The organism is Pseudomonas leptonychotis (genome assembly GCF_004920405.1).
GTDB classification, from domain to species: Bacteria; Pseudomonadota; Gammaproteobacteria; order Pseudomonadales; family Pseudomonadaceae; genus Aquipseudomonas; species Aquipseudomonas leptonychotis.
In genome coordinates, this window is sequence record NZ_RFLV01000002.1 from 469,081 (window position 1) to 495,068 (window position 25,988).

Consider the following 25,988-nt stretch of genomic DNA (forward strand, 5'->3'; position numbering starts at 1 on the left):
TATCTAACTCCACAAACAAACAGCCCGCCATTAAGGCGGGCTGTTTATTAGCGCGTTGTACTACTGCCAGTTTGCTGCGATGACCGCATTGAGTTGGTCACGCTGCACCTGACTCAGGTTGATTTCCCCACCAGCTGGCGCGCCGAAGGCGGCCATGGCACTGACGAGATTGTCGACCTGGTTGGCGTACAAAGTCGAGCCGCCTGCCTGGACGGCATCCAGACGCTGGGCGGAGTTTGCATACCAATCCTGCACGGTAACGCTGTCTTCCGAGCCCCGGACGTCAATCACCAGGCTGTCACCTTGGCGAGACAACCAGAGGTTGTCACGGGTGATACCTTCGATGCTCAGGATGTCGTTATCAGCCGGAGTATTGGACAAGTTGTTGATGCTGTCCTGACCATCACCCGCAGCGAAGTAGTAGGTATCACTACCGTCGCCACCGAGCAGGTAGTCATTACCCTTGCCGCCGCGCAGCTTGTCGTTACCCGCACCACCGTCAATCAGGTCAGCATCGGACGAACCAATGATGTTCTGATCGCCGGCCTGCCCTGCCAGAATGGTTCCAAAGGAACGCTCATCCGGCACGCCCTGATAGTTCGGCGAGCCTGCGGCATCCGGATTTGTAAGACCGAACGCACCGAACAACTGAGCAGATGTCAGTTGGTCACCGGAAGCAAAGCTGATCACATCAACGACGTGGTCACCGCCCAAGAACCAGTTCTTCAGGGTGACCTGATCGCTGCCACCGCTAACTTTTAGTACCAGATCGTTACCGCTCTTCATCAAACCACTAGAGACTTGATTGAAGGCGATGCCGTCAAAGCGCAGCGTGTCGAAACCGCCACCGATGTTATCGATAACGTCCTGACCGCCACCTGCAGCGAACACATAGATGTCGTCGCCACGGCCGCCAACTAGAGTGTCATTACCGGCACCACCGTTGAGGGTATCGTTGCCATTGCCACCCTCAAGACGATCATTACCGGCAGCACCAGAAAGCTGATCATTGCCATTGAAGCCTTGCAGCAAATCACGCTGAGCAGTGCCATTCAGTGCAGCATCATTACCACTGGTACCCTGCACAGCGCTGTCAAAAGCTGCAGCAGGTGCTGTAGGTACAGCCAGCCCAAATGCGCCAAAGATCTGCGATGCAGTCAACTGCCCGCCCGTTTCGAAGCTGATGGTTTCAACCAGGTTATCGCCACCCAGGAAGAAGTCTTTCAGGGTCACTTGGTTGGCCGTGCTGCCATTCACCTTAAGGACTAGATCATTACCCGACTTGCCCAAGCCAGAAGCCACTTGGTTATAGGTAATGCCATTGGCGAAGCGCAGAGTGTCGATTCCACCCGACTCCTCAAGCACATCCTGGCCGGCTGTGTAGACATAGGTGTCGTCACCAACGCCACCCAGCAACCGGTCATTACCTGCGCCGCCATTGAGGGTGTCCTTACCGGCACCACCAATAAGCACCTCATGGGCTGCGGTCCCGGTGAGAACATCATCACCGCCAACACCCGCAACTGGAGGCTGGTCACCGCCACCTGGATTGGTACCGCCATCACCCGGTTCTTCACCATCACCATGATTGCCGCCATCGCCGGGCTCACCGGTGCCGCCATCAGGTAGCGCAGTCAGCAGACCGGCAATCTGAGCAGTAGTGATATAGCTGCCACCATCGGGCTGAACGTAATCGATCGCAAAATCGCCGCCTAGGAAGTGATTAGTCACTTTTACCTGCTGCGCAAGATCACCATCCACCAGAATCAGCAGATCATCACCTTCGCGATGGAAGCTCAACCGAGTGCGCGCGATACCGATAAAGAAGGCACCGTCGAAGCCACCACCCGTGTTGTCGATTACATCGACCCCACCATTGGCGTGGTACTGATACTTGTCGTCGCCAGCACCGCCTAGCATTAGGTCATCACCATCCTCACCATTGAGTTGGTCATTGCCGTTGCCGCCAATCAGGATGTCATCACCCGATCCGCTCTGCGAGCCGTTGCCGCCGGACAGGTAATCATTGCCGTCACCGCCTTCAATCTGGTCGTTACCGCCCATACCGAACAGGGTGTCGTTACCAGCCAAGCCGCGCACCAAATCGCGTTCTTGGCCACCGGCCAGTTGCTCGCCTGCAGCGGTACCCTCTACGAGGGTATCGAAGCCACCAGGCACGTTGCCAGCTGCAACGATCTGGGCGATACGTGTGGCGTTGATCAGGGAACCGCCATCGGGTTGCACATAGCTGATGGCCTTGTCGCCACCCAAGAAATGGCCCAGCACGCGCACAGATTGTTCTGCATCGCCGTCCACTAGAATCAACAGGTCATCGCCATCGCGGGTAAAGGTCAGACGCTCTTCATCAATACCACCGCTGAAGAACACGCCATCATTGCCGCCACCAGTGTTGTCGATGGTATCGGTGCCATCGCCCAGTTTGTAGACGTATTTGTCGTCGCCAGTGCCGCCGAATAGCTGGTCGTTGCCAACACCACCCATCAACTGGTCGTTTCCAGCGCCACCATAGACAGTGTCGTTACCCTCTTCGCCATCCAGGTAGTCGTTACCGCCCTCACCATGAATTTCATCATCGCCAGCGCGACCCCAGGCCTTATCGTCACCAGCGCCTAGGCGCATGGTGTCATTGAGGTCGCGGTAACCGATAAAGCTGTCTACAGAGTCGGTACCGTGCCAGATCACTTGCCCTTCGACATCCGCCTGACTCAACTCGCTGCCATCGGCAAACACGAAGTGCTCAAGCTTGAAGTGATCATTGGGCTCTTTGAACCAGTTCTGCACAGTGATCGAGTCAGTGCCATTGGCATGCTCAATAATCATGTCCAGACCACGACGGTGGAAGCTCAAATCGCTGGCGGCAATACCCTCACCGAAGCTCAGGGTATCCGCAGTCGGCTCAACGTTGCTGAAAGCTTCGCCTGCACGACGCTCGATCAGCAGGTCATTGCCATCGCCCAAGTTGAAGATGTAGGTGTCTTCACCGAACGAGCCGTAGATAGTGTCGTTGCCAGTACCACCCTCGATGGTATTGCTGCCCTGGTTCCAGGCATTGCTGTATGCCTCGATAAGATCGTCGCCAGCACCGCCCTGCAGGGTGTCGAAACCCTCGCCTTTGAGGGTGTCGACACCCTCGCCGCCAATCAGCAGGCCGCTGCCTTCCAGGTAATCGTTACCAGCGCCACCGTCGAGCACACCACCACCGTAAAGATGGTCATCGCCTGCATCACCGTAGAGATGGTCGTTACCACCACCGCCATTTAAGGTGTCGTTTCCGTCACCACCATGCAGTTGGTCATCGCCCCACTCACCGTTTAGCTGATCATCGCCAGCGTCGCCGTAAAGCGTATCGTCGCCATCGCCACCATTTAGGGTGTCGTTGCCGTCACCAGCGTGGATCTCATCACTGCCTTCCTGACCATGAACGATGTCGTCCCCACCACCAGCGTGAATAACATCGTCGTCAGGGTGACCAAAAATCTCATCCGCGGTATCAGTGCCTGCCAACGCCATTTGCTTGATCTGATCAATATCCCAAGACGTACCATCGGCGAAGAGCATTGCCTCGATTGGGGTTTTGCCGTGTGCGCCTGCCTGATAGGAGAACTGATCCTTGATCCGGATTTGGTCACCAGTGGCAGTGCGGCTAATCACCAAGTCAAACTCATCACGGCGCAAGACGACATCTGCAGGAACAGCATCAGTAAATTGCAGGCTGTCGTTACCGCTTTCGTCCTGAATCAGATCAATACCGCTACCAGCAGCGAATTGGTAAAGATCATCATCCTGACCGCCTTGTAATTGGTCATTACCGGCGCCGCCAATCAAGGTGTCATTGCCCAGGCCACCCTGAAGCAAATCATCACCAGTGCCACCATCAAGCAGGTCATCGCCAGCGAAGCCCTCTATGTGGTCAGCACCATCGCCAGCCGAGATCGTGTTATCCAGATCGTTCGCCTGAATATGATCGTCGTCTGTCGAGCCAACCAGCGTTCGAGCATTGAGTTCTTCAGGACTAAGCACTTCCAAATTGCCTAGCGCGTCCTTCAGAGTCAGCCCACGGCGAGGAGTGCTGCCGTCAAAGAAACCTTCGATCTTCAACGTATCCTGACTGTTCTCTAGGAACGAAACGATCAGATTGTCACCACTACGGCGCAGCAACAGTTGCTCAAGGTTGTAACCTTCAATCTGGATGGTAGCTTCAGCCGGCAAGCTACTTACCCGGTCGTGATCACTGCCCTGGCGCAAGACGTACGTATCAGTCTCTCCACCCCAATAGCGATCATTACCAGCACCACCATCCAGCAAGTTTTCACCACGGCCACCAGACAGGAAATCCTCGCCACTGCCTCCCAGCAATGTATCTTTCCCATCGTCGCCATACAGAGTGTCGTTGCCGTCACCACCAGATAAGTGATCATCCCCAGCATTGCCGTGGATCAGATCATTACCTGCCAGCCCCTGAAGTACGTCGTCTGTGGCATAGCCATACAGGTTATCAACCCCATCAGTACCGACTTGTACGAGCTGTTTGATCGCCTCGACATTCCAGGAAGTCCCATCGGCGAAAACAATTCGATCAACCTGATAACCGTCCGTAGCGTCACTTTCAAAAAAGTGCTCAACAGTCAGTGTGTCTTCACTACCTTGAATGCTCAGGGTGAGCTTGTTCTGCAGACGAGTCAGGCGAACATCGGCAGGTAGAACGTCAGCGGCAAGCTGGATAACGTCCTCGGAGCCAGGAGAACGATCAAAATTATTGACCACATCCTGCCCGTAACCGCGACCAAAGACGTAGGTATCCGAACCTTCCCCACCAGTCAGGTAGTCATTACCCGCACCGCCATCTAGAGTGTCATTACCCTCACCACCCTCCAGGCGATCATTGCCCTCGCCGCCAGACAAATGATCGTTGCCCTGATTGCCAATCAGGGTGTCATTACCAACACCACCATTGATCAGATCATTCGTCGCATAGCCGTATAAGGTGTCCGCCCCGTCTGTGGGCTGCAGGACTTGCTGCTTGATTTGCTCAAGGCCCCAAAAACTGCCGTCTGCGAATGCAATGCGGTCAATAAATTGCCCTGTGGTCGCATCCTTGGCAAAAAAGCTGAGTACCGAAACCGAATCACCCGTGTCGCGGATGGTCAGTACCAGATCGTTATTGCTACTGCGGGTCAAACGGATATCCGATTGCGCTATACCTTCGGCAAGTTGGATTACATCCACTCGTCCAGCGGTTAGATCGTAATTGGAAATGCGATCCTGGCCGTCACCACGTCCAAACAGATAGGTATCAGACCCCTCACCACCGTCTAGGTAGTCATTGCCACTACCACCGCGAATTACATCATGACCAGCGCCACCGCTTAGATTGTCGTTACCCAAACCACCGAGCAACGTGTCATCACCCGCCAGGCCTTCGATATGGTCATCGCCGATACCGCCGTCGATCACATCTCCTGACGCATACCCAGTTAGCTGGTCCGCACCATCCGTTGACTGCAAGGCCATATGCTTAACTGCAGCCACATCCCATTGCGTGCCGTCAGCAAAATCGATGCGGTCGATTTGACGGCCACCGGCGCCATCCTCATAAAAGAACGACTGCACACGTATTGAGTCTTGACCATTGCTCAGGCGTAACACGAGATCACTGCCCGAACGACGAACAGTCACATCTTGAGGCGTAACACCTGCAGCGAGCTGAATTCGGTCAAGTTTCCCAGTGGAGTTATCGTAATTGCTCACAACATCATGACCAGAACCTGGTCCGAACAGATAAGTATCTGAGCCCGCACCACCAGTCAGGTGATCGTTACCAGTGCCTCCATTCAGAACATCGTTACCCGCACCACCGTCGAGACGATCATCGCCACCGCCGCCAGCAAGCGTGTCATTGCCGCCATAGCCGTTGATGAACTCACCGATATCAGAGCCCTGAATCACATCGGCAGATTCATAGCCGTGCAACTGAGTCAACCCTTCGGCAGGCTGCATAACGATCTGTTTGATCTCTTCCAATGACCAGGACTGCCCACCAGCAAACTGGATCTGATCGATCTGATAACCACCAGCGGCATCCTGGTAGAAGAAAGTGTTGATCCGGAGCGTATCTTCATGCCCTTTCAGCTTGATCAGCAGGTCATTGCCCTGACGAGAAAGCTGAACATCCGCCCTACCCAAGCCATCGCTCAGCAGAACGATGTCAAAGCGGCCGGCCGAACGGTCGTAATTACTGATGGTGTCGTTTCCAGAACCGATTCCAAACAAGTAGGTGTCTGATCCCTCACCACCATCGAGGTGATCATTACCCGCGCCACCGCTAAGGATGTCTTTGCCGGCACCGCCATAAAGCTGATCATCCTCCCCACCTCCAAGCAGGATATCTGCGCCGTCACCACCGTACAGGTAGTCATTCCCCACACCGCCATCTAGGTAGTCATTACCCTGATTGCCCTGAAGGGTATCGTTGCCTTCTTTGCCAAAAACAAAGTCCGAAGCGCTGCCAGTTGAGAGAGAGTCCGCAGTAACACCACCCGAGACAATACTGCTCACGTCACCCAGTTGCTGTTTGAATGCCTGTTGCTGAGCAGCATTGAGTTGCGAAACCCAAGTACCCAAAGTAGCGGACCATTGATCTAGAGGGCCTTTAACTGCCTTGATCAACTCAAACAGATCGACACTGGCCTTAACCGGGTTGCTTTGGTGGGTCAACTCAAGTAACTGAGTGACATCGCTGTAATCCAACGTTATGCCATCTAGAGACAAACTCAGATCTATTTCTGTCAGATAAGGCTGTAGTCGCGTCTGCAACAGAAGTCCTTGGTACACCGACTCACGCAACGCCTCGTAAGCGCTGTTCAGGAACGGTGCTTGGATCGCGCTCACCCCAAGATGAGCTTCGGTAATGTAGTGAGTGGCCGTCCCCATGCCGATACCGCCGCCAAAACTACCACTACCGCCCTGCATTGCGCCGGCACCAATCAACACATCAATGGTTTTCTTACCACTGGCGTCAGTGCGTAGGGTCGAACTAAAGTTGAAGAAGTTCTGGCTGTTGAACACTTCAAGAATCCTGATCTTTTCAAGCAACACTCTCTGCTCTAACTGGGCAGCCGTTGGCCCCGAGCTATTACCGCTACCACCCGTTGAACCAGCCGCAAGATCAGTACCTTGCTGTTTTTCCCACGAATAGGAAAAAACAAAACGCACCGCATCACTGTTCAGCGCCGTAACACGCTGATCAAAGGTTCGATAGCCGGAGCTTTCAGCCCACTCGGCAAGAACGCGATCCAATAACCCCAGTTGCTCCTGGCGAGTCTGCGCCGAAGCATACTCAGCGAGCGCTCCCTTAAGTTCAGGGTTGAGCATGCTGGCTTCGCGCAGATCACGTACCGCCCCTGAGCCTTGCATATCCGGCAGCCCCTTGGCGACTGAGTCCAAGGCAATGCGATCAGTAAACTCGCGATAGAAAGGGTTAGATGCCAGATCCAGATTGGCGGCTTGACTTAAGTTGCCATTGACCGAACTCTCACTGCCATCACCACGAACAAACGTACCTATAGCACTTATTAAATTGCCATTTGAGTTCTGATTGGTGCGGGTCGAGTCAAGATTTATGGCGGTAATATTATGCGCGGATAAACTCTTCAGTTCATTGGACTGTGAAACACCATCCTGATTAAGGTCCTGCCAGATACGGACAGTTGTAAACTCGGTATCTTGTGAGTCGAATACACCGTCAGCATTGCTATCCAAATCACGTAGGGCATCGAAACCATCCTTGGCCTTTAAGCCATTTAACTTTACAGTGTCAACCCCGAAAAGTTCGCCTCCATTTTCGATGGCGCCATTGGCATTACGATCAAGAACCAGAAAACCATCATCTCCTTTTACCCAACCGGTGCCGGTTCTTAGCCCGTCACCGTCGAAGTCGAATGTGATACCGGAGTTTGCTGAAGTTGTTTCTACTCCATCACCATCAATATCCAATGCAAGGGGATCATACCGAGGAACCGCACTTAACCCTTGAGACAAGCGCTCATTCATCAGCGCATTAACTCTATCCACATCAGCATTAAAATCTCTTACAAAATCCTCCCATTTTTTATTCAAACCATCAATTGCCTCTCTTACATCGTCAAGCGCTCCCTCGTAAGCATCCTTGAGATCCTTGCCTGCTTCAACACCCTTCTCTATTCCGTCATTAATCTTATCTTTAATCTCACTCTTAAGATCATCCCAAGACTCTTTCCACTTATCTTTATTACCATCAACATATTCATTAGTATCTTTAGCAAGCTGCATTAAGCCTTCAATACCGTTAAATATTGAATCTTTAATCTTCCCACCAATAAAGCCATATGAATCTTCAAGATCTGCAGAATTCATAACCTCTGGCAAATTTTCCTGCCAATAATTTCTCTCTATTGGGGTTAGAGGCGCAAGACCTTCGGCAACCAGTTTTTTATCTATAATATTCCACGACTTTTCAAGGAAGATTCCGCCAACAACATCTTCAACTTGAAGCGCACGAACATCAGAAATAGAACTTTCCAATGGCCCTGGCTCCCCGGCGCCTTCCCCGCCAGTCATAAACTCTAGAATTGCCGCCCCTGACTTTTGCGAAGCATACACAACCCCATTATCAAGTTGCAGCGCATTTGTCAGCTCTGCATTAACAATCTCTTCTCTCCTGCTCATTTAAATCTCCTTTTAATGAAAGCCACACAAAGCAACATAACAATTAGCAACATGATAGAATACTTAGCTGCAGTCACCCAAAAGCTTATACCTCTAAGCATCCCATCACCCTTTAGAAAGACACCCCTTTCTTGATCGTTTAAATCCCCCAGCCTAAGTGAAGGCGAAACAAGTACTGCCCTATAGGCTGGAGTATCGGCAATATATTCGTACACCAAATACTCTTCGCACTTTCCCGCACCAAACTGCACAAACACCATACAAATAGCCAGAGAAAAAATCAGAGCAATATTAGTTATAATTTTTTTCAAGATTCACACCCAAATGAAGTAATAAAAACAATAATGGACAATGGCTGACCATCGACCGCCTGACGCATCAGCGCCATATCAAACACCCAACTATAAAACCACATCCAAGTTATTAATTTTATAATCAACACCTGCTCGCTTACGACAAAAGCATGACAGCACACACAGAAGCAACTACCAATTCACCCTCCTAATATTCAGACCATCTATACCACGCTTATTAAACTCTTGGGTGCCGACCACTCCACATCCCAAGAATAACAGCCACATGACAAACTTACAGATAACCCACCCTTTCATCAAAACAGCAAATGAACGCCAACTCAAAAACACTTACAACCAAACACAGTTCACCGCACTATAATCCAGCCTAACCAACCCAGACTACGAATCGACACTTAGCGCTCGCTTAAACTTTCAGCGGTGTGCTGTTTTAGTGGACTCAGGAAGTAATCAATAATTTTCCGCTTATCCGTCTTAACCTCCGCCCTAACCGCCATGCCCGGTGATAACGCGATTAGGTTCTCGCCCACCTGAATCGTGTTCTTCTTTAGCTGTATCCGCGCGCTGTACACCAGCCCCAAGCGTTCATCTTCGATGGCGTCGTTGGAGATGCTTTGTACGACGCCATCGATTACGCCGTACTTAGTGAAGCTGAATGTCTCGACTTTGATCTCTACGGTTTGACCTGGCCTCACAAAGCCGATGTCCTTGTTCTCTAACATGGCTTCCACTTCCACAGGCTGGTCACTGGGGACAATGACCATCAGTGGTTGGGCTTCAGTGACTACGCCGCCGTTGGTATGGATCGCCAGTTGCTGCACGGTGCCGTCTACGGGAGCGGTGAGACGCCTTAGGCTGTCGCGCTGCTGGGCCTTTTTCAGCTCTTGGGTCAGTGCAGCGGCGCGTTGCTCGGATTCATGTTGCAGATCAAGCATGGCGCGACGGGTTTGCGCGATCACGCTGTTCTGTTGGCTTTGTGCGGCTTTTTTCGCAGCACTGAGTTCGCGCACGCGGGATTGCTGGGTGCCCAGTTCGCGCTCCTGGTCGAGGAGGATCTGCTGCTTTTCTAGGTAGGCATGCTTGGCAACAAACTGTTTGTCGAGCAGACGCTTGTAGTCGGCGGCCAGTTCGCGGGTGATCGGCAAACTTTGCTGCAGCGAGGCCACGGTACTCTGCGCCGCCTGCATTTCGGCACTACGCTGCTCGATGGCCGCGGCGCTCTGCTCCAGGGTGCTTTGCAGCTCCAGGTACTGGCCTTGCAGCCAGCGTTGTGCGGCCAGTTGCTGTTCGGCACTGGCCTGGGGAATCAGTTGCGCCAGGCTGGCGGGCGCTGCGTTGGTTTGAATCGCCTCAAGCAGTGCGGTGGCGCGGGCGCTGTCGACGTGGGCCGCAAGCAGGTCGCTGTTCAGGCGCTCGACATCGGCGCCGGTCTGACTGGTGTCCAGCTCAATCAGTAGGTCACCGATTTTGACTTGCTGCCCGTCGTACACGTGAATGGCTTTGACTACGGCCACTTCACTGGGCTGGATGACTTTGCTTTTGCCGCTGGGCACGATCTTGCCACTGGCGGTGGCCACCACATCGATTTCGCCCACACAGGCCCACAGCAGGGTCAGGGCGGCAAAGGCCATGATGATCCATTGGGTATAGCGTGGTGCTGGATGCACCGGCTGTTCCTGCAAGGCCAACGCAGCCGGCAGAAATTGCACTTCGTGGTTTAGCCGCGCCGGCGTGTCCATGGCTTTGCGGTTTTGCCAGGAGTGCCGCCAGGCCTGACGGTAGCGATTCATCAAGTCACGTTTGGCACTCATGCGGCACCGCCGTGTTGCAGGCGGTGTAAGCGCGAGTAGTGCCCAGCTTGATGGCTCAGCAGTTCGCTATGGCTGCCTTGCTCGACGATCTGACCGCGATCCATAACCAAGATGCGGTTGGCGTCGCGTACGGCAGATAGACGGTGGGCGATGATGATTACCGTACGGCCTTTGCAGATGGCCTGCATGTTCTGCTGGATGATGCGTTCGGACTCGTAGTCCAAGGCACTGGTGGCTTCGTCGAAGATCAGGATGCGCGGGTTGCCGATCAGCGCGCGGGCGATGGCGATGCGCTGACGTTGCCCCCCGGAAAGTGAAGCACCGTGTTCACCGACTACGGTGTCGTAGCCTTCCGGCAGCTCAAGGATAAATTCGTGAGCACCGGCCATCTTGGCCGCCTGCATCACGGCTTCGATGGGGGTGCCCGGGTCAACCAGGGCAATGTTCTCGCGAATACTGCGAGCGAAGAGCATGTTGTCTTGCAGCACCACGCCGATCTGCCGGCGCAGTGAGGAGACATCAGCCAAGGCCAAGTCCATGCCGTCAACCAGCACGCGGCCGCGCTCGGGGGTGTAGAGGCGCTGCAGCAATCTTGTCAGGGTGCTTTTGCCGGAGCCGGAACGGCCGACCACGCCAATCACTTCGCCCGCTTGGATGGTCAGGCTGATGCCGCGTAGCACTTCCGAGCCATCGGGGCGATAGCGAAATTGCACTTGGTCAAATTCAACATCGCCGCGCAGTGGCGGCAAAGCGCTGCGCGAGTCCTGTGATAGCTCGGTACGGGTGTTAAGGATGTCGCCCAAGCGCTGCACGGAAACGCCAGTCTGCTGGAAGTTGGTCCACAGCTGAGCCAGGCGCATGATCGGCTGAGATACCCGGCCGGCAAGCATATTGAAGGCAATCAACTGACCGACACTGAGATCACCCTCAACCACCAAACGGGCGCCCAGCCACAGGGTCGTCACGGTCACCAGCTTACCGATGAAACCAACACTCTCATTGGCGATGGTCGAAAGGGTTTGAGTCTTGAAGCTGGCGGCCACATAACCCGCCAGTTGGTTGTCCCACTTGCGGTTGATCTGCGGCTCCACTGCCATCGACTTGAGGGTGTCGATGCCGTTAATGGTTTCCACCAGAAACGCCTGATTCTCCGCACCCCGGGTAAAACTCTCGTTTAGGCGCGCCCGCAATACCGGGGTGATCAGCAGGGACACAATGAAATACAACGGCAGCGAGAGAATCACCACCAGGGTCAGCCAGCCGCTGTACATAAACATCACGGCGATAAACACCACGGAGAACAGCACATCCAGAATCAGGGTGATGCTGTTGCCGGTGAGGAAGCTGCGGATGTTTTCCAGTTCGCGTACGCGTGCAACCGAATCACCCACCCGCCGCGCCTGAAAATAGGCCAGTGGCAAAGTCACCAGATGGCGAAACAAGCGTGAGCCCAACTCCACATCGATACGACTGGCTGTATGCGCGAATACATAACTGCGTAGGCCACTGAGCACGGTCTCGAAGATCATGATGCCGAGCAGGCCAATTGCGATCACGTCCAAGGTGGTCAGGCCGCGGTGCACCAACACCTTGTCCATCACCACCTGGAAGAACAGCGGTGTGAGCAGTGCGAAAATATTGAGCACGAACGACACCAGCAGCACTTCGCCGAGCAGCTTGCGGTACTTAACAATGGCGGGGATAAACCAGCTGAAGTCGAAGCGCGCCAGATCGCCAGCCAATGAGGCTTCGGAGCGGATCAGAATCAGTTCGCCAGTCCAACGTGCTTCAAGCTCTTCGAGACTCAGCACTTCAGGACGCTGGGCCTGTGGGTCATGGATCAGTGCCTTGCCATCATCCAGGCGAGCGATGATAAAGAAGCGTCCATCACTGTCACTGGCAATCGCTGGCAGCGGTGTATGGCTAAGACGGGAAAGAGAGCTGCGTGCAGACTTGGCTTTGAGGCCCAGCTTCTTGGCCGCCAAGAGCACCTCAGTGCGGCCAAACAGGCGGCCGTCTTCTGCGTATTCGTGGGTGAGTTGTTCGGGGGAAGCAGCAACGTTGTGGAAACGCGCGAGCATTACCAGACAGGCAAGGCCACTATCCACGGAGGGAGTCGCACCCATTCCCGGGTGTTCATCTGTCATTAGCAATCCTTGGCACAGATACCGTTAGGCAAACGGTTGTTTGAAACGAGAATCTACCGCATCTAAACCCTCACTACAATACGCGAAAGCACCGAGGTAGAGGCCTCCGCACCATTTGTGAATGCGTTCTCATCTGTAGTTAGATTGGGTTTCCTACTTGTCACATCAGTGATTGATCTACATCTACTTTCACCCAGCGTCTGTCTTTCGCTAATGCAAGCTTGGGACGTGAATTACCCAGTAAATTTACATAAAAAAACCGCCTGCAACAGGCGGTTTCTTATGAGGCCGCAGCCGTTTACTGCTGCAGTTCCTGCTCAGTAAACATGTCGGCAAACAACATGCTCGACAGGTAACGCTCACCGGAGTCTGGCAGGATCACCACGATGGTTTTGCCCTGCATGCCCGGCTCAGCCGCCAGTCGCAGCGCGGCAGCCATGGCCGCACCGCAGGAGATGCCGCAGAGAATCCCCTCCTCACGCATTAAACGCAAAGCCACCGCCTTGGCGTCGTCATCGCTGACCAGCTCGACCCGATCAACCATGGCCAAATCGAGGTTGCCCGGTACAAAACCGGCGCCGATACCCTGAATCTTGTGTGGGTTGGGTTTGACTTCATCACCAGCGATGGTCTGGGTGATTACCGGCGAGCCGATCGGCTCAACCGCCACCGAGAGAATCGCTTTGCCCTGGGTTTGTTTGATATAGCGCGAGATACCGGTGATGGTGCCGCCGGTGCCGACGCCAGACACCAACACATCAATAGCACCGTCCGTGTCATTCCAGATTTCCGGGCCGGTGGTTTTCTCGTGAATGGCCGGGTTGGCCGGGTTATTGAATTGCTGCGGCATAAAGTAGGTGTTGCTGTCAGAGGCAGCGATTTCTGCTGCCTTGTCGATAGCGCCCTTCATGCCTTTGGCCGGCTCGGTTAACACCAATTCAGCGCCCAATGCCTTGAGCACTTTACGCCGCTCCAGGCTCATCGAGGCCGGCATGGTCAGCAGCAGCTTGTAACCGCGCGCGGCCGCGACGAAGGCCAAACCAATACCAGTGTTGCCGGAGGTCGGCTCGACAATAGTCATACCCGGCTTAAGTACACCGCGTTCCTCGGCATCCCAGACCATGCTGGCGCCGATGCGGCACTTCACCGAATAGGCTGGGTTGCGACCTTCAATCTTGGCCAGGATGGTCACGCCAGCCGGGCCCAGGCGATTGATCCGAACCAGCGGGGTATTGCCGATTGCTTGTGCGTTGTCAGCGAAGATACGGCTCATGGCGGGGTCCTTTTTCATGCGTTGCCGAGTAAGCTCTCAAGCCTAAGGCCCGTTAAGGCAGCCGTCCAGCCATGTGCGTAGCCCAACTGGAAACCTATTGCGACAGGATCTGTCTGCTCTTATATGAAAAAGCGCTATTGTTTCCCTCTCTGGACCTTACTGAGTCTGGCCATTGTCTTGGTCGGCCTACATATCGCCCTGCCCTGGCTGCTGCGCGACTACCTGAATGATCGGCTGGCCAATATGGGCGACTACCGCGGTCATATCAGCGATATCGACCTGGCGCTGTGGCGCGGGGCTTATCAGATTAACGGCCTGAATATCGTCAAGTTCAATGGCAAGGTGCCGGTGCCGCTGCTCGAAGCACCGGTCATCGACCTATCCGTCAGCTGGCGGGCGTTATGGGAAACCCGCTCAGTGGTTGCCGAAGTTGCCTTCGAACGGCCGCAGCTGACGTTCGTCGATGGTGGTACCGCCGCCAGCTCGCAAACCGGTGAGGGGGTTGACTGGCGTGCCCAACTCAAAGGCTTGTTGCCGATTCACATCAACGAAATTCGTGTTCATGACGGCACTCTGGCTTTTCGCAACTTCAATGCCAAGCCGCCGATAGATTTACAGGCCAATGATATCGACGCCCGCTTGCTCAACCTAAGCAACGTCAACGTCTCCGATAACCCGCGTCCGGCCAACCTGCAAGCTACTGCCAAGGTACTCGAACAAGCGCTTCTGCAAGCCAATGCCAACTTCGATCCACTCGGCCAACTGGATGACTTCGACCTGCGCCTGCGCATCACCGACATCCAACTCAAGCAGCTCAACAGCTTTACCCGCGCCTATGCCGACTTCGATTTTGCTGCCGGCCATGGTGACTTCGTCATGGAGCTGGACGCTAGCCAAGGCAAACTCAAGGGCTATGCCAAGCCGCTGCTGCGCGATATGGAAGTCTTCGACTGGCAACAGGATGTCGCGGCCAAAGACAAGAACCTGCTCACCGGCGCCTGGGAGGCACTGGTTGGCGGTGGTAGCTGGCTGCTGAAAAACCAGCGTAAAGACCAGTTCGCCACCCGCGTGGACATCGACGGCGACCTCAACGCCTATGACGTTAGCCGCTGGCAAGCTTTCAAAGCCATTCTGCGCAACGCCTTTGTGCAAGCTTTTAACAGTCGCTTTGACAGCCAAGAGCCGTGACAAGGCGTAAGTGACCCGCCATTCAGTGACTGAATGGCCCGTCTACGTTCACAGTCACCAAGGCTGCGCGTTATAGTCTGCTTTTAAATACTGAACCCGCGGGTATGGCCCTGCGCGTTACCGTTCGAGGATTTACCGATGAAGTTCGAAGGCACCCAGTCCTACGTCGCCACCGACGACCTCAAGCTCGCGGTGAATGCCGCTATTACCTTGGAGCGTCCACTGCTGGTCAAGGGTGAGCCAGGTACCGGTAAAACCATGCTGGCCGAACAACTGGCGGAGTCCTTCGGGGCGCGCTTGATCACGTGGCACATCAAATCCACCACCAAGGCCCACCAAGGTCTGTACGAGTACGATGCGGTCAGCCGTCTACGTGACTCGCAGCTGGACAGCGACAAAGTTCACGATGTGCGCAACTACATCAAGAAGGGCAAACTGTGGGAAGCCTTCGAGGCCGAAGAACGGGTGATTCTGCTGATCGATGAAATCGACAAAGCTGATATCGAGTTCCCCAACGATTTGCTGCAAGAACTCGACAAGATGGAGTTCTACGTTTACGAGACCAACGAGACGATCAAAGCTACCAAACGCCCGATCATCATCATCACCTCGAACAACGAGAAAGAACTGCCGGACGCCTTCCTGCGTCGCTGCTTCTTCCACTACATCGCCTTCCCGGATCGCGCGACCTTGCAGAAGATCGTCGATGTGCACTACCCCAACATCAAGAAAGACCTGGTCGCTGAAGCGCTGGATGTGTTCTTCGATGTACGCAAAGTGCCGGGCCTGAAGAAGAAGCCATCCACCAGCGAACTGGTTGACTGGCTCAAGCTGCTGATGGCCGACAACATCGGCGAAGCCGTGCTGCGCGAGCGTGACCCCACCAAAGCGATTCCGCCACTGGCCGGCGCGCTGGTGAAGAACGAGCAGGATGTACAACTACTTGAGCGTTTGGCCTTTATGAGCCGCCGCGCGGGCCGTTAAATTATTGAAGGGCGATTCAATCGCCCTTCCCTGTAACGCTAAGCCGGCAAGCTGCCTTAGGCCTTTTATGATCACTGCACAGCACATTCTGCAACGGCATAACCTGCCCGCTAACTACCTCTACCTGTTGGAGCTGATTCCGCTCATTGAAATGGTTTGGGTGGACGGTAAAAACCAGCACCAAGAAATCCTCATCCTGCAGGAATTTACAGTTAAGCACTTGGCCATGCTTAGTCGGGATGCAGGTGGGCTGGAGGTCATTTCGGTTGCAGAAGCCAATCGGTTTGTTGATTTCTTTCTCACCCACCGACCTGATCCAAGTTTGCTGGCTGAGCTGAAAGAGCTGGCCTTCGAGCGCCTGCAAGCGCGGGCTGATAAACAGCATAATCAAACGATTATTGCCCACTGCATGGATATCGCGGCTGCCTGTGTATTGGAATACCCCTACCACGCCAGTGAGCGTATACGGGTCGAAGAGAAAGCTTTGCTGCAAGAAATTATCGCGGCCCTTGATCTACCCGAAAGCCAGGCGGATTAAGCCACCTGCAAGCTGGTCTTCGATACGACCAACACAGTGCGCCACTTTTGCGGCGCTAACCGTGAATACCTCAATCGGTTGCCTAGCGTTAAGCGCTGCACTCAGCCGATTAACAATTGTGAGGGCACAGCCATGTTGCTCAACCTGTTTAACGAAATGCGCGCCGCCAAGGTGCCGGTGTCGGTGCGTGAGTTGCTCGACCTGATCAACGCGTTGAAGCACAACGTAGTGTTCGCCGACATGGACGAGTTCTATTTCCTTTCGCGCACCATATTGGTCAAGGACGAGCGCCACTTCGACAAGTTCGACCGCGCGTTTGGGGCCTACTTCAAGGGCCTGGAAAACCTAAACCAGCACATCGAGGCACTGATCCCCGATGAGTGGCTGCGCAAGGAGTTCGAGCGTTCACTGACCGATGAAGAGCGCGCCAAGATCGAGTCCTTGGGCGGCCTGGACAAGCTGATTGAAGAGTTCAAGAAACGTCTCGAAGAGCAAAAAGAGCGCCACGAGGGCGGCAACAAATGGATCGGCACCGGCGGCACCAGCCCATTCGGCTCCGGCGGTTTCAACCCGGAAGGTATCCGCGTCGGCGATGCAGGTAAGCGCCAGGGCAAGGCAGTTAAAGTCTGGGACCAACGTGAGTACAAGAACCTCGACGATCAGGTCGAGCTGGGCACGCGCAATATCAAGGTGGCCCTGCGTCGCCTACGCAAATTCGCTCGCCAAGGCGCCGAGGACGAACTTGACCTCAGCGGCACCATCGACCACACCGCCAAAGACGGTGGTCTGCTGAATATCCAGATGCGCCCCGAACGGCGCAACGCGGTGAAGCTGCTGATTCTATTCGACATCGGCGGCTCGATGGACGCCCACGTTAAGGTCTGCGAAGAGTTGTTCAGCGCCTGCAAGACCGAGTTCAAGCACATGGAGTATTTCTACTTCCATAACTGCGTGTACGAATCGGTGTGGAAGAACAACCTGCGTCGCACCTCGGAGCGCTTCTCTACCCAGGATCTGCTGCACAAGTACGGCGCCGATTACAAAGTGGTCTTCGTCGGTGATGCCGCGATGGCGCCTTACGAAATCACCCAGGCCGGTGGCAGCGTCGAGCATTGGAACGAGGAGCCGGGCTACGTCTGGATCAAGCGTTTTATGGAGAAGTACAAGAAGCTTATCTGGATCAATCCCTACCCAAAGGACACCTGGAACTACACAGCATCGACCAACATCATGCGCGAGTTGCTGGATGATCAAATGCATCCACTGACCCTGCAAGGTCTGGAAGACGGCATGCGATTCTTGTCCAAATAACGCCCCGCAAAACAGAAAAGGCCCGAAAGGGCCTTTTCTGTTTAGGCAATACAAGCGCTAAGGTTTATCGCCATCAGTCTTGTTCATGTCCAGTACTGTCTGGGCAGGCGGTACTGCTGCAGGCTCAACCGGCTTTGTCGTTGGCGCATTCTGAACCTTAGCCTTGCGAGCACTGCTGATGCGACGGAACAACCAGCCAAATACCAGCACGGGCACAATCCATAATTTCTTCAGCAATAAGAGTGCTGCTGCCAGCAGCCCTGCCTTGGCGGCCAACTTGCCCGCAATCAGTGCGCCAATACCGTAAGCCGCTACCTCATCGATATCAGGGTCAAATTCTGCATAGCGTTGACCTTGGTTGAATTCGGTCATGGCCAGTACTACCGGCACCTGCTGCTCAATTTCGGCCAGTTGGTTCATCCCCGCGATAAAGTTCAGCACGAGCACGCCTTTGCGCCCCAGCACACGGATGTTGTAGTTGAGCACTTCATCGGTCTCGCCAAACTTCAGCTCTTTGGCCCAATGTAATTTTTTACCTTGGGCGTCATAACGTGGCGCCGCAGCCCAACCAACCAGTTGCACGGGCTCATAACCGTTTTCCGCACGCCAGGCGTTGCTCTCAAGCGTTTCCTGCTGCAAGTCTTGCAACATGGCTTGGTAATCAATGTCAGCGGCGTCTTCGTCGGATACATAACCATTGGCTTCATACTCAACGGTAACTGCCCACGACTCTTCGGCCAGTGGCGAGATGCCTGCTGGCAGGATCATGCCCAACGGAAGCTCGTTATCCGGTGGATTACCCCAGATATCGACCAGTACCCGCTCGGCATCCTCACCTTTCAAAAATACCAACGAATCAGGCAGATCAAGCGTGGCCAACTGATCACCGAGCACCACTTTGCCGGTTTGAAAGTTCAGACTGGCGATCAGTTCTTCGGCATTTATTTCGCCGGCTTCGTCTTCTGTGAGCACTTCAGTGACGTCGGCAGCGGTGTTCTGCTCATCAACAGCCTGGGCGGCTTGTGCAGGTAGGGTGGCCGCCAAGAGGGCAGCCAGGATCAGTTCCTTGATCAGCATGAAAACTCCATGAAACGCTATTTAATTGGCCGGCTAAGCTAGCACGCCAAGCCAATAAAATCGGCGCCATCATGAAATTTCTTGAAACACCTCACGCCAAAACCTAGCGCCAATGCCGTTGCTGCACCTTTTGACTGCGGCCCGCCCCCAAGAGCATGCCGACCAGCAATACCAGGCTCTCTAGCAGCCAAGCCAGCAGCAGCGCGCAGGCAATGCCCCAGGCGATGGCTTCGGGGGCCAGCAGTACCTGGTAACGGTAAGCGCTGAGGGTTTCTTCCAGCAGCTCATGGTCTGCCGCTGTCGCCAGATGCCAGACCTGACCGTACCAAGGGCCTTGCATGGCCTTGGCTTCACGCTCAAGGAATGCCGAACGCTCGACCAAGCTGCCGAGGCTCTGGGCATCACTGCGCATTACCGGGTCAGCGCTGGCTTGATAATGGCCAACCAGGGCGACCAGATCACCTTTGAAAAAACGTCGAGCCGTTTCGCGAAAGCCTTTGAGGCCCAGCTCTGCTTCGATGCGATGGGCGTCCACGCGCTTGCTGTAATCATCAATAAAGCCCGGCACCTGAACGCCAACCAGCAAGCCCAAGGCAAACAAGGCCAAACGCAGATAACTTCTAAACATTACTCCCCTCCCCCATGAATCATGTTCTGATTCAACCGCTCACACCATGCGCCACACATTCACCACCACGCCACAAACGCCACTCACCCGGCTGGTAAAGCGTCCAGCTCTCGTTCTCGGTCAGTGGTTCGGTGGCTATAACACTGACCACGTCATTGGGCGTGGTTTCGGCCTGAAAATCCACCTGCATGTCAGCATCTTTCAAATGCGCCGGGCCAAACGGCGCGCGTCGAGTGATATGCGCCAGCTTGCTGCTGCAAAAGCTGAACAGCCAGTCGCCATCGCTGAGCAGGCAGTTGAATACACCTTGCTGACGATAGCCGGTGCAGGCACTGACCAGAGTGGGCAACAACTGCTCCACCGCTACCGGTTCAGGAAAGGCCTGGCGCAGACGATTAAGCAGATCACAAAAAGCCGCTTCGCTGTCGGTATCACCAATGGGCCGGTAGTTATCCAACTGTGGAGCGAAATCTGCGAGCTGGCCGTTATGTGCAAAGCACCAGTTGCGCCCCCACATCTCGCGCACAAAAGGATGGGTATTGGCCAGGCAGACGCGACCAACATTGGCCTGACGGATATGCCCGATCACCACTTCGCTCTTGATCGGGTAGCGCTGCACCAACTGCGCCACCTCTGACTCGCTGCTGGCGCGCGGGTCCTGAAACACACGCAGGCCACGCCCTTCATAAAAGCCAATACCCCAGCCATCGCGGTGCGGGCCGGTACGCCCACCGCGCTGCATCAGGCCGGTAAAACTGAAAACGATATCGGTCGGCACATTGGCGCTCATTCCCAGCAATTCACACATCGCTCAAGGCCTCACGCAGTTGCTGCGCCTCAATTGCTAAGCGCGCCTCGATCCGGTTGCGCGCCAGGGGCAGAAAACGCGTCAGCGCGCGCCACAGCAACTGCATGACATCACCGCTGCGCCGTGGGATCAGGTGCAGATGCAGGTGCGGCACATGTTGATTGGAGGTCGGCCCATCGTTAATCAGAAAGTTGATGCCCTGCTCACCATAGCCAGCGGCGCGCAGGGCGGCGGCCATGCGTTGCGCCAGCGGCAACAGTTGATCGGCAGCCACAGCAGAGAGGTCTTTGAGGAACGGCGCATGTTCACGGCTGACAATCAGCACATGGGCTGGCCGCAGGGGGAAAATATCCAACAGGACGATGAAGTGCTCATCCTCAAAAATACGCTCGGCCGGCAATTGCTCAGCGGCAATAGCACAGAACACACACTCCATAACCCCCTCCTTAGTCGATAAGGGTCATGCTGACCGGGTGCGTGCGGCGGTGCAAGGGCAGCGGCGTCAGGCGCCGCTGTTTTGCGTTACAGACGGGGTTCGACACGCAGCCTACGATCACCGCGCGCATCGTAACGGGTATCGCCAAAATCCTGCTCGTCACGCGCCATCATCTCGCGCAAGGTCGGCTCATCATCGGCAATCGGAGCAGGCCCAGAACGCGCCCGCCACCAGCGCTCCACAGGCCAGCGCACGGCAACAAACAGCAGGTACAAGGCAAACATGATCAACCCATACATGCTCAGGTCCGCGACTGCACGCCAAACGTTGTTGCCCACACCCAGTAGCAGATCCATGGTAGTGATGGCGATCGCCGGAGCGAACTGTTCTTTGCCTGGGTCAACAATGGTCGGGCTGAACAGGAGCGCCAGTACCAGCACACGCAGCGGCTCACGCAGGTAACGCCACATCCAGCTGGTCAGGCGAAACCACACCAACAGACAACCAAGAGCAGCTACCAGATAGGCGCCCCAGGCAAGCAGGTAGTCGTTTTCAGTCATAAAACGCAAAGTCTCTGGCATTGAGAGCCGGTTAGCTACGCACGCGCATAAGCGCGCAGATTTCAGCAGCCGACGGGCGAAGTGGCGCTTATGATAACGGCTTTTGCCTGCTTTGAACCTGTTCAAAAGCTCGCGAGCTAGAGACATGCAAGGCAAAAACAGGCGAGGACGCGGAGTTTACAAGTTGTAAATGAGTAGTCCGAGCCTGTTTTTAACGCAGCAGGGCCGACGCACAGCAGGTTTTGAACAGGTTCTTCGGCGTCCCCGCTGTCGTCCGTCATCCACAGGAGTTGTTTCATGTCTCACGCCCCCATCGCCCGCGTCGATAACGCTGCCGACCCGTACCGCTGGCTGGAAAACCGCGACAGCGCTGAGGTGCTTGATTACCTCAAGGCGGAAAATGCCTACCTGGAGCAGCAGCTCAGTGAGCAACTGCCGCTGCGCGAAACCTTGTTTGAGGAGATCAAGGCGCGCATCCGCGAGACCGACCTGAGCTTGCCGTCGCCCTGGGGCCCTTATCTGTATTACCAGCGCACCACTGCTGGCGATGAATACCCACGGCATTATCGCTGCCGCAAACCTGCCGATGGCGCGCTGACTGTCGATGAGGCCAGCGAGCAACTGCTGCTGGATCCCAATGCCTTGGCCGATGGCGGCTTTATCTCGCTAGGAGCTTTCAGCATCAGCCCCGACCATCAGCGTCTGGCCTATAGCCTGGACACCAGCGGCGAGGAAACCTATCAGCTATTTGTCAAAGAGCTGGCCGACGACAGCCTGATCGAGCTGCCGTTCGAGGAGTGCGACGGCAGCATGACCTGGGCCAATGACAGCCAGACCCTGTTCTTCGGCGAGCTGGACGACACTCATAGGCCACACAAACTGTATCGCCACCTCCTCGGCACAGATGCTGCCGAACTGGTGTTCCACGAGGAGGATGGACGCTTCTTCCTCAGCTGCTATCGCAGCAGCTCCGAACGTCAGTTGATTGTGCACCTGGGCAGCAAGACCACCAGCGAAGCCTGGGTACTGGATGCTGCAACCCCGCAAGCCGCTTTCAGCTGCGTGGCCCCACGCGAAGAAGGCCATGAATATGACGTGGACCACGGCACCCTGAATGGCGAGTGGAGTTGGCTGATCCGCAGCAACCAGCATGGCATCAACTTCGCCCTGTTCAGTGCCACTGAACAGGCACCGAATCGCCCGCACTGGCAGCTGCTGCGCGCCCATGACCCGCACGTGATGCTCGATGGCTTCAGCCTCAATCAACAGGCGCTGGTGCTGAGTTTGCGTGAGGGCGGTCTGCCAATCATCGAAGTACAACCACAAGGCCAGACAACCTATCGTGTGCAATTGCCGGACGCCGCCTACAGCCTGTATGTGCAAGACAGTCTGGAGTTCGACAGCCCCGCGATTCGCCTGCGCTATGAGGCGCTCAATCGCCCGGCGCAGGTACGTCAGCTGGAGCTGGCCACGGGCGCGCAGTTGGTGCTCAAACAAACCCCGGTGCTCGGGCCGTTCGATGCCGACAGCTATGTTAGCCAGCGCCTGTGGGCCACTGCCGCCGATGGCAGCCTGGTGCCGATCAGCCTGGTGGCTAAACGCGAGGTGCTCGGCACATCTGCCCCACTCTACTTGTATGGCTATGGCGCCTACGGCGAATGCCTCGACCCTTGGTTCTCCCACGCCCGCCTGTCGTTGCTTGAGCGCGGCTTTGTCTTCGCCATCGCTCACGTACGTGGCGGCGGTGAACTGGGCGAAGCCTGGTACCGCGCCGGTAAACTGGAGCACAAACAGAACTCGTTCAGCGACTTTATCGCCTGCGCTGAACACCTGATCGCCACCGGTTACACCCGCGCGCAGCAGTTAGTTATCAGCGGCGGTAGCGCGGGCGGCTTGCTGATGGGCGCGGTGCTCAACCAACGTCCTGATCTGTTCGCCGCCGCCATTGCTGAGGTGCCGTTTGTCGATGTACTCAACACCATGCAGAACCCCGATCTGCCACTGACCATTACCGAGTACGACGAATGGGGCGACCCCAATCAGTCCGAGGTATTTGAGCGGATTAAAAACTACGCGCCCTACGAAAACGTTCAGGCCCAGGCCTACCCGGCGATTCTCGCGGTGGCCGGCTACAACGACAGTCGCGTGCAGTACTGGGAAGCAGCCAAGTGGGTGGCCAAGCTGCGCGTGCAGAAAACCGATAACAATTTATTGCTGCTGAAAACCGAGCTGGACGCCGGCCACGGCGGCATGAGCGGCCGCTACCAAGCTCTCAAGGATGCCGCCCTGGAATACGCCTTTATTCTCAAGGTACTCGGCCTGATTTGAGTCCACACCGCCGTTCTTCCGCCCGCTCGTATGCGGGCTAACAGAGCGACGGCAACTCAGAGTAATTCGCGCTAAACAACGGACGTTTAGCGCGAAAATTACTTGACCGCTCATGCAGATTTAACCTGGCTGACGTGCAAGTTCAGCTAGCCTGAATGGCACGCTGGCGTACTGCCATCTCACCCATTCAACTGCCTGCTCACCATGGACGGCCTGTGATGAAAAACTGGAAGATCAGAACTCACCTTTTCCTACTTGCCGGTTGCCTGCTGCTCGGTTTGCTCTGTGTCGGCGGCCTGGGTCTATATGGATTGCAGACCACCGTTAAAGGGCTGCAAACGGTTTACCTGGACCGTGTAGTACCGCTGCGTGACCTCAAACTGATTGCCGACCTGTATGCCGTCAACATCGTCGACGCCACCCACAAGGCGCGTAGTGGCGAGCTGGATGAAAAAACCGCACAACAGCTGATCGAGCAGGCCCAAGGGCGTATCGAGGAAACCTGGCAGGCTTACCTGACCACCGAGCTTATCCATGAAGAAAGCCAGCTGATCGAGCAGATCAACCCGCTTATGCAACAAGCCCAGCAACCACTGGATGAGCTGCAAAGCCTACTCAACCGTGGCGATAAAGCTGACATCGAAGCCTTTGCCAGCCAGCGGCTCTACCCATTGATCGACCCACTGTCAGAGAAATTTGCTGAGCTTATTGACGTGCAGTTGCTCGAAGCCAAGCGCCAGTACCAACTGGGTGAAGCCGCTTATGCCAGCAATCTCAACCTGAGCATCAGCGTGTTGTTAATTGCCCTGATGATTGGCCTGGTGCAGGTGTTCTATTTCATTCGTCTGATGAGCCAGCAATTGGGGGCCGAGCCTGGCGAGCTGGAAGAAATCAGCGCACGCATTGCCGAGGGCCGCCTGGGCGGCGGTAAAAGCCTGGGTAACCAGGTAATGACCGGCGTGATGAAATCCGTGCAAAGCATGCGCCGCGGCCTGCAAGACATGATCGGTAATATTGGCGAAGCCTCCGAGCAGATCGAATGCGCCACCCTGCAACTGGCCGCCTCTTCCGAACAGGTGCTGACCAGCGCCAACGTACAGAGCGACACGGCTTCCGCCATGGCCGCCACCGTCGAGCAACTGGCGGTGAGCATCAACCACATCGCCGATAACGCCCAACAAACCTACGACATGGCGAAGAAAGCCGGCGACATGACCGATGTAGGCATTCAGGTCATGGCCCGCGCCACCACAGAAATGCACAAGATCGCCGAGCTGGTGGCCGAGAGCTCGCAGGATGTGGAAACCCTGGCCGCGCAATCGCGCAATATCAGCGCGATTGTCGATGTGATTCGTGGCATCGCCGAGCAAACCAACCTGCTCGCCCTCAACGCCGCCATCGAGGCCGCACGCGCCGGCGAGCAAGGCCGTGGCTTTGCTGTGGTGGCCGATGAAGTGCGCAGCCTGGCCGGGCGCACGGCCCACTCCACCACTGAAATTATCGCCCTGGTAGAGGCTATTCACAGCGGCATGAACAAGGCGAAAAGCAGCATGGCAGCGGGCTGTGAACGGGTCAGCATTGGCACCCAGCTGGTTGATCAGGCGGGCAGTTCGATGACGGAGATTCGCCTGGCGCTGAATGAATCACTGCAAGCCGTCAGCGGGATTTCGCTTTCGCTGCAAGAGCAGCGGGCCGCCAGTGAGCAGGTGGCCATGAGCGTGGAGCGCGTGGCGCAAATCGTCGAAGAGAACTCCGCCGCACAAGGCGGCATTGTGCAGGCCATCCAGTCGCTGCAGGCCATGTCGGGGCGCTTGCAGGGCGTGATGCGACGCTTCAGCTTCTAGAACGCTCAGGCTTGCCA

The 25,988-nt window shown here is 55.6% G+C and carries 16 protein-coding genes; 6 read left to right on the plus strand and 10 right to left on the minus strand.

Features of this window, described 5'->3' with window-relative positions; genetic code table 11:
- Window positions 1-60: 60 nt before the first annotated feature.
- The 5 genes from D8779_RS20820 to cysK form a co-directional block, all read right to left on the minus strand.
- The gene (locus tag D8779_RS20820; RefSeq protein WP_136664855.1) at window positions 61-8,724 is read right to left on the minus strand and encodes a calcium-binding protein; all 8,664 of its coding nucleotides are present in this window, start codon (window positions 8,722-8,724) and stop codon (window positions 61-63) included.
- The gene (locus tag D8779_RS12745; RefSeq protein ID WP_136664856.1) at window positions 8,721-9,035 is read right to left on the minus strand and encodes a hypothetical protein; all 315 of its coding nucleotides are present in this window, start codon (window positions 9,033-9,035) and stop codon (window positions 8,721-8,723) included. The genes D8779_RS20820 and D8779_RS12745 overlap by 4 nt, the downstream gene beginning before the upstream one ends.
- A gap of 398 nt (window positions 9,036-9,433) precedes the next feature.
- Entirely contained in the window at window positions 9,434-10,849 is a 1,416-nt protein-coding gene (locus D8779_RS12750) for an HlyD family type I secretion periplasmic adaptor subunit (RefSeq protein ID WP_136664857.1), read from the minus strand.
- Complete coding sequence (locus D8779_RS12755; protein WP_136664858.1) at window positions 10,846-12,996, minus strand: type I secretion system permease/ATPase; 2,151 nt, start codon at window positions 12,994-12,996, stop codon at window positions 10,846-10,848. The genes D8779_RS12750 and D8779_RS12755 overlap by 4 nt, the downstream gene beginning before the upstream one ends.
- Before the next feature lie 298 nt (window positions 12,997-13,294).
- Entirely contained in the window at window positions 13,295-14,269 is a 975-nt protein-coding gene (gene cysK / locus D8779_RS12760; protein WP_136664859.1) for a cysteine synthase A, read from the minus strand.
- 123 nt (window positions 14,270-14,392) lie between these two features.
- On the opposite strand from cysK, the gene D8779_RS12765 reads away from it, so the two are divergent.
- The 4 genes from D8779_RS12765 (at window position 14,393) to D8779_RS12780 (ending at window position 18,290) form a co-directional block, all read left to right on the plus strand.
- Window positions 14,393-15,457, plus strand: coding sequence for a DUF748 domain-containing protein (locus D8779_RS12765; protein WP_136664860.1), 1,065 nt, complete (start codon window positions 14,393-14,395; stop codon window positions 15,455-15,457).
- Between the two features lie 138 nt (window positions 15,458-15,595).
- Window positions 15,596-16,441: an AAA family ATPase gene (locus tag D8779_RS12770; protein WP_136664861.1), complete on the plus strand. Its 846-nt coding sequence runs from the start codon at window positions 15,596-15,598 to the stop codon at window positions 16,439-16,441.
- Between the two features lie 67 nt (window positions 16,442-16,508).
- Window positions 16,509-16,979, plus strand: a complete 471-nt coding sequence (locus D8779_RS12775) for a hypothetical protein (protein ID WP_136664862.1) — start codon at window positions 16,509-16,511, stop codon at window positions 16,977-16,979.
- 132 nt (window positions 16,980-17,111) lie between these two features.
- Window positions 17,112-18,290, plus strand: a complete 1,179-nt coding sequence (locus D8779_RS12780; protein WP_136664863.1) for a vWA domain-containing protein — start codon at window positions 17,112-17,114, stop codon at window positions 18,288-18,290.
- 57 nt (window positions 18,291-18,347) lie between these two features.
- On the opposite strand, the gene D8779_RS12785 is transcribed toward D8779_RS12780, so the two are convergent.
- The 5 genes from D8779_RS12785 to D8779_RS12805 all read right to left on the minus strand — a co-directional run bounded on the left by D8779_RS12785 (window position 18,348) and on the right by D8779_RS12805 (window position 21,799).
- Complete coding sequence (locus D8779_RS12785; RefSeq protein WP_136664864.1) at window positions 18,348-19,367, minus strand: DUF2167 domain-containing protein; 1,020 nt, start codon at window positions 19,365-19,367, stop codon at window positions 18,348-18,350.
- A gap of 103 nt (window positions 19,368-19,470) precedes the next feature.
- Entirely contained in the window at window positions 19,471-19,995 is a 525-nt protein-coding gene (locus D8779_RS12790) for a DUF2937 family protein (RefSeq protein ID WP_136664865.1), read from the minus strand.
- Between the two features lie 31 nt (window positions 19,996-20,026).
- Complete coding sequence (locus D8779_RS12795; RefSeq protein WP_136664866.1) at window positions 20,027-20,803, minus strand: class II glutamine amidotransferase; 777 nt, start codon at window positions 20,801-20,803, stop codon at window positions 20,027-20,029.
- Window positions 20,796-21,239 carry an HIT family protein gene (locus D8779_RS12800; RefSeq protein ID WP_136664867.1) on the minus strand — a complete coding sequence of 148 codons (444 nt, stop codon included), beginning with the start codon at window positions 21,237-21,239 and terminating at the stop codon, window positions 20,796-20,798. Before D8779_RS12800 ends, D8779_RS12795 begins: the two co-directional genes overlap by 8 nt.
- 86 nt (window positions 21,240-21,325) lie before the next feature.
- Entirely contained in the window at window positions 21,326-21,799 is a 474-nt protein-coding gene (locus tag D8779_RS12805) for an MFS transporter (protein WP_136664868.1), read from the minus strand.
- Window positions 21,800-22,096: 297 nt separating this feature from the next.
- Between D8779_RS12805 and D8779_RS12810 the strand changes: the two genes are divergently transcribed.
- Both D8779_RS12810 and D8779_RS12815 read left to right on the plus strand, forming a co-directional pair.
- Window positions 22,097-24,127, plus strand: coding sequence for a S9 family peptidase (locus D8779_RS12810; RefSeq protein ID WP_136664869.1), 2,031 nt, complete (start codon window positions 22,097-22,099; stop codon window positions 24,125-24,127).
- 218 nt (window positions 24,128-24,345) lie between these two features.
- The gene (locus tag D8779_RS12815; protein WP_136664870.1) at window positions 24,346-25,971 is read left to right on the plus strand and encodes a methyl-accepting chemotaxis protein; all 1,626 of its coding nucleotides are present in this window, start codon (window positions 24,346-24,348) and stop codon (window positions 25,969-25,971) included.
- Window positions 25,972-25,988 lie beyond the last annotated feature (17 nt).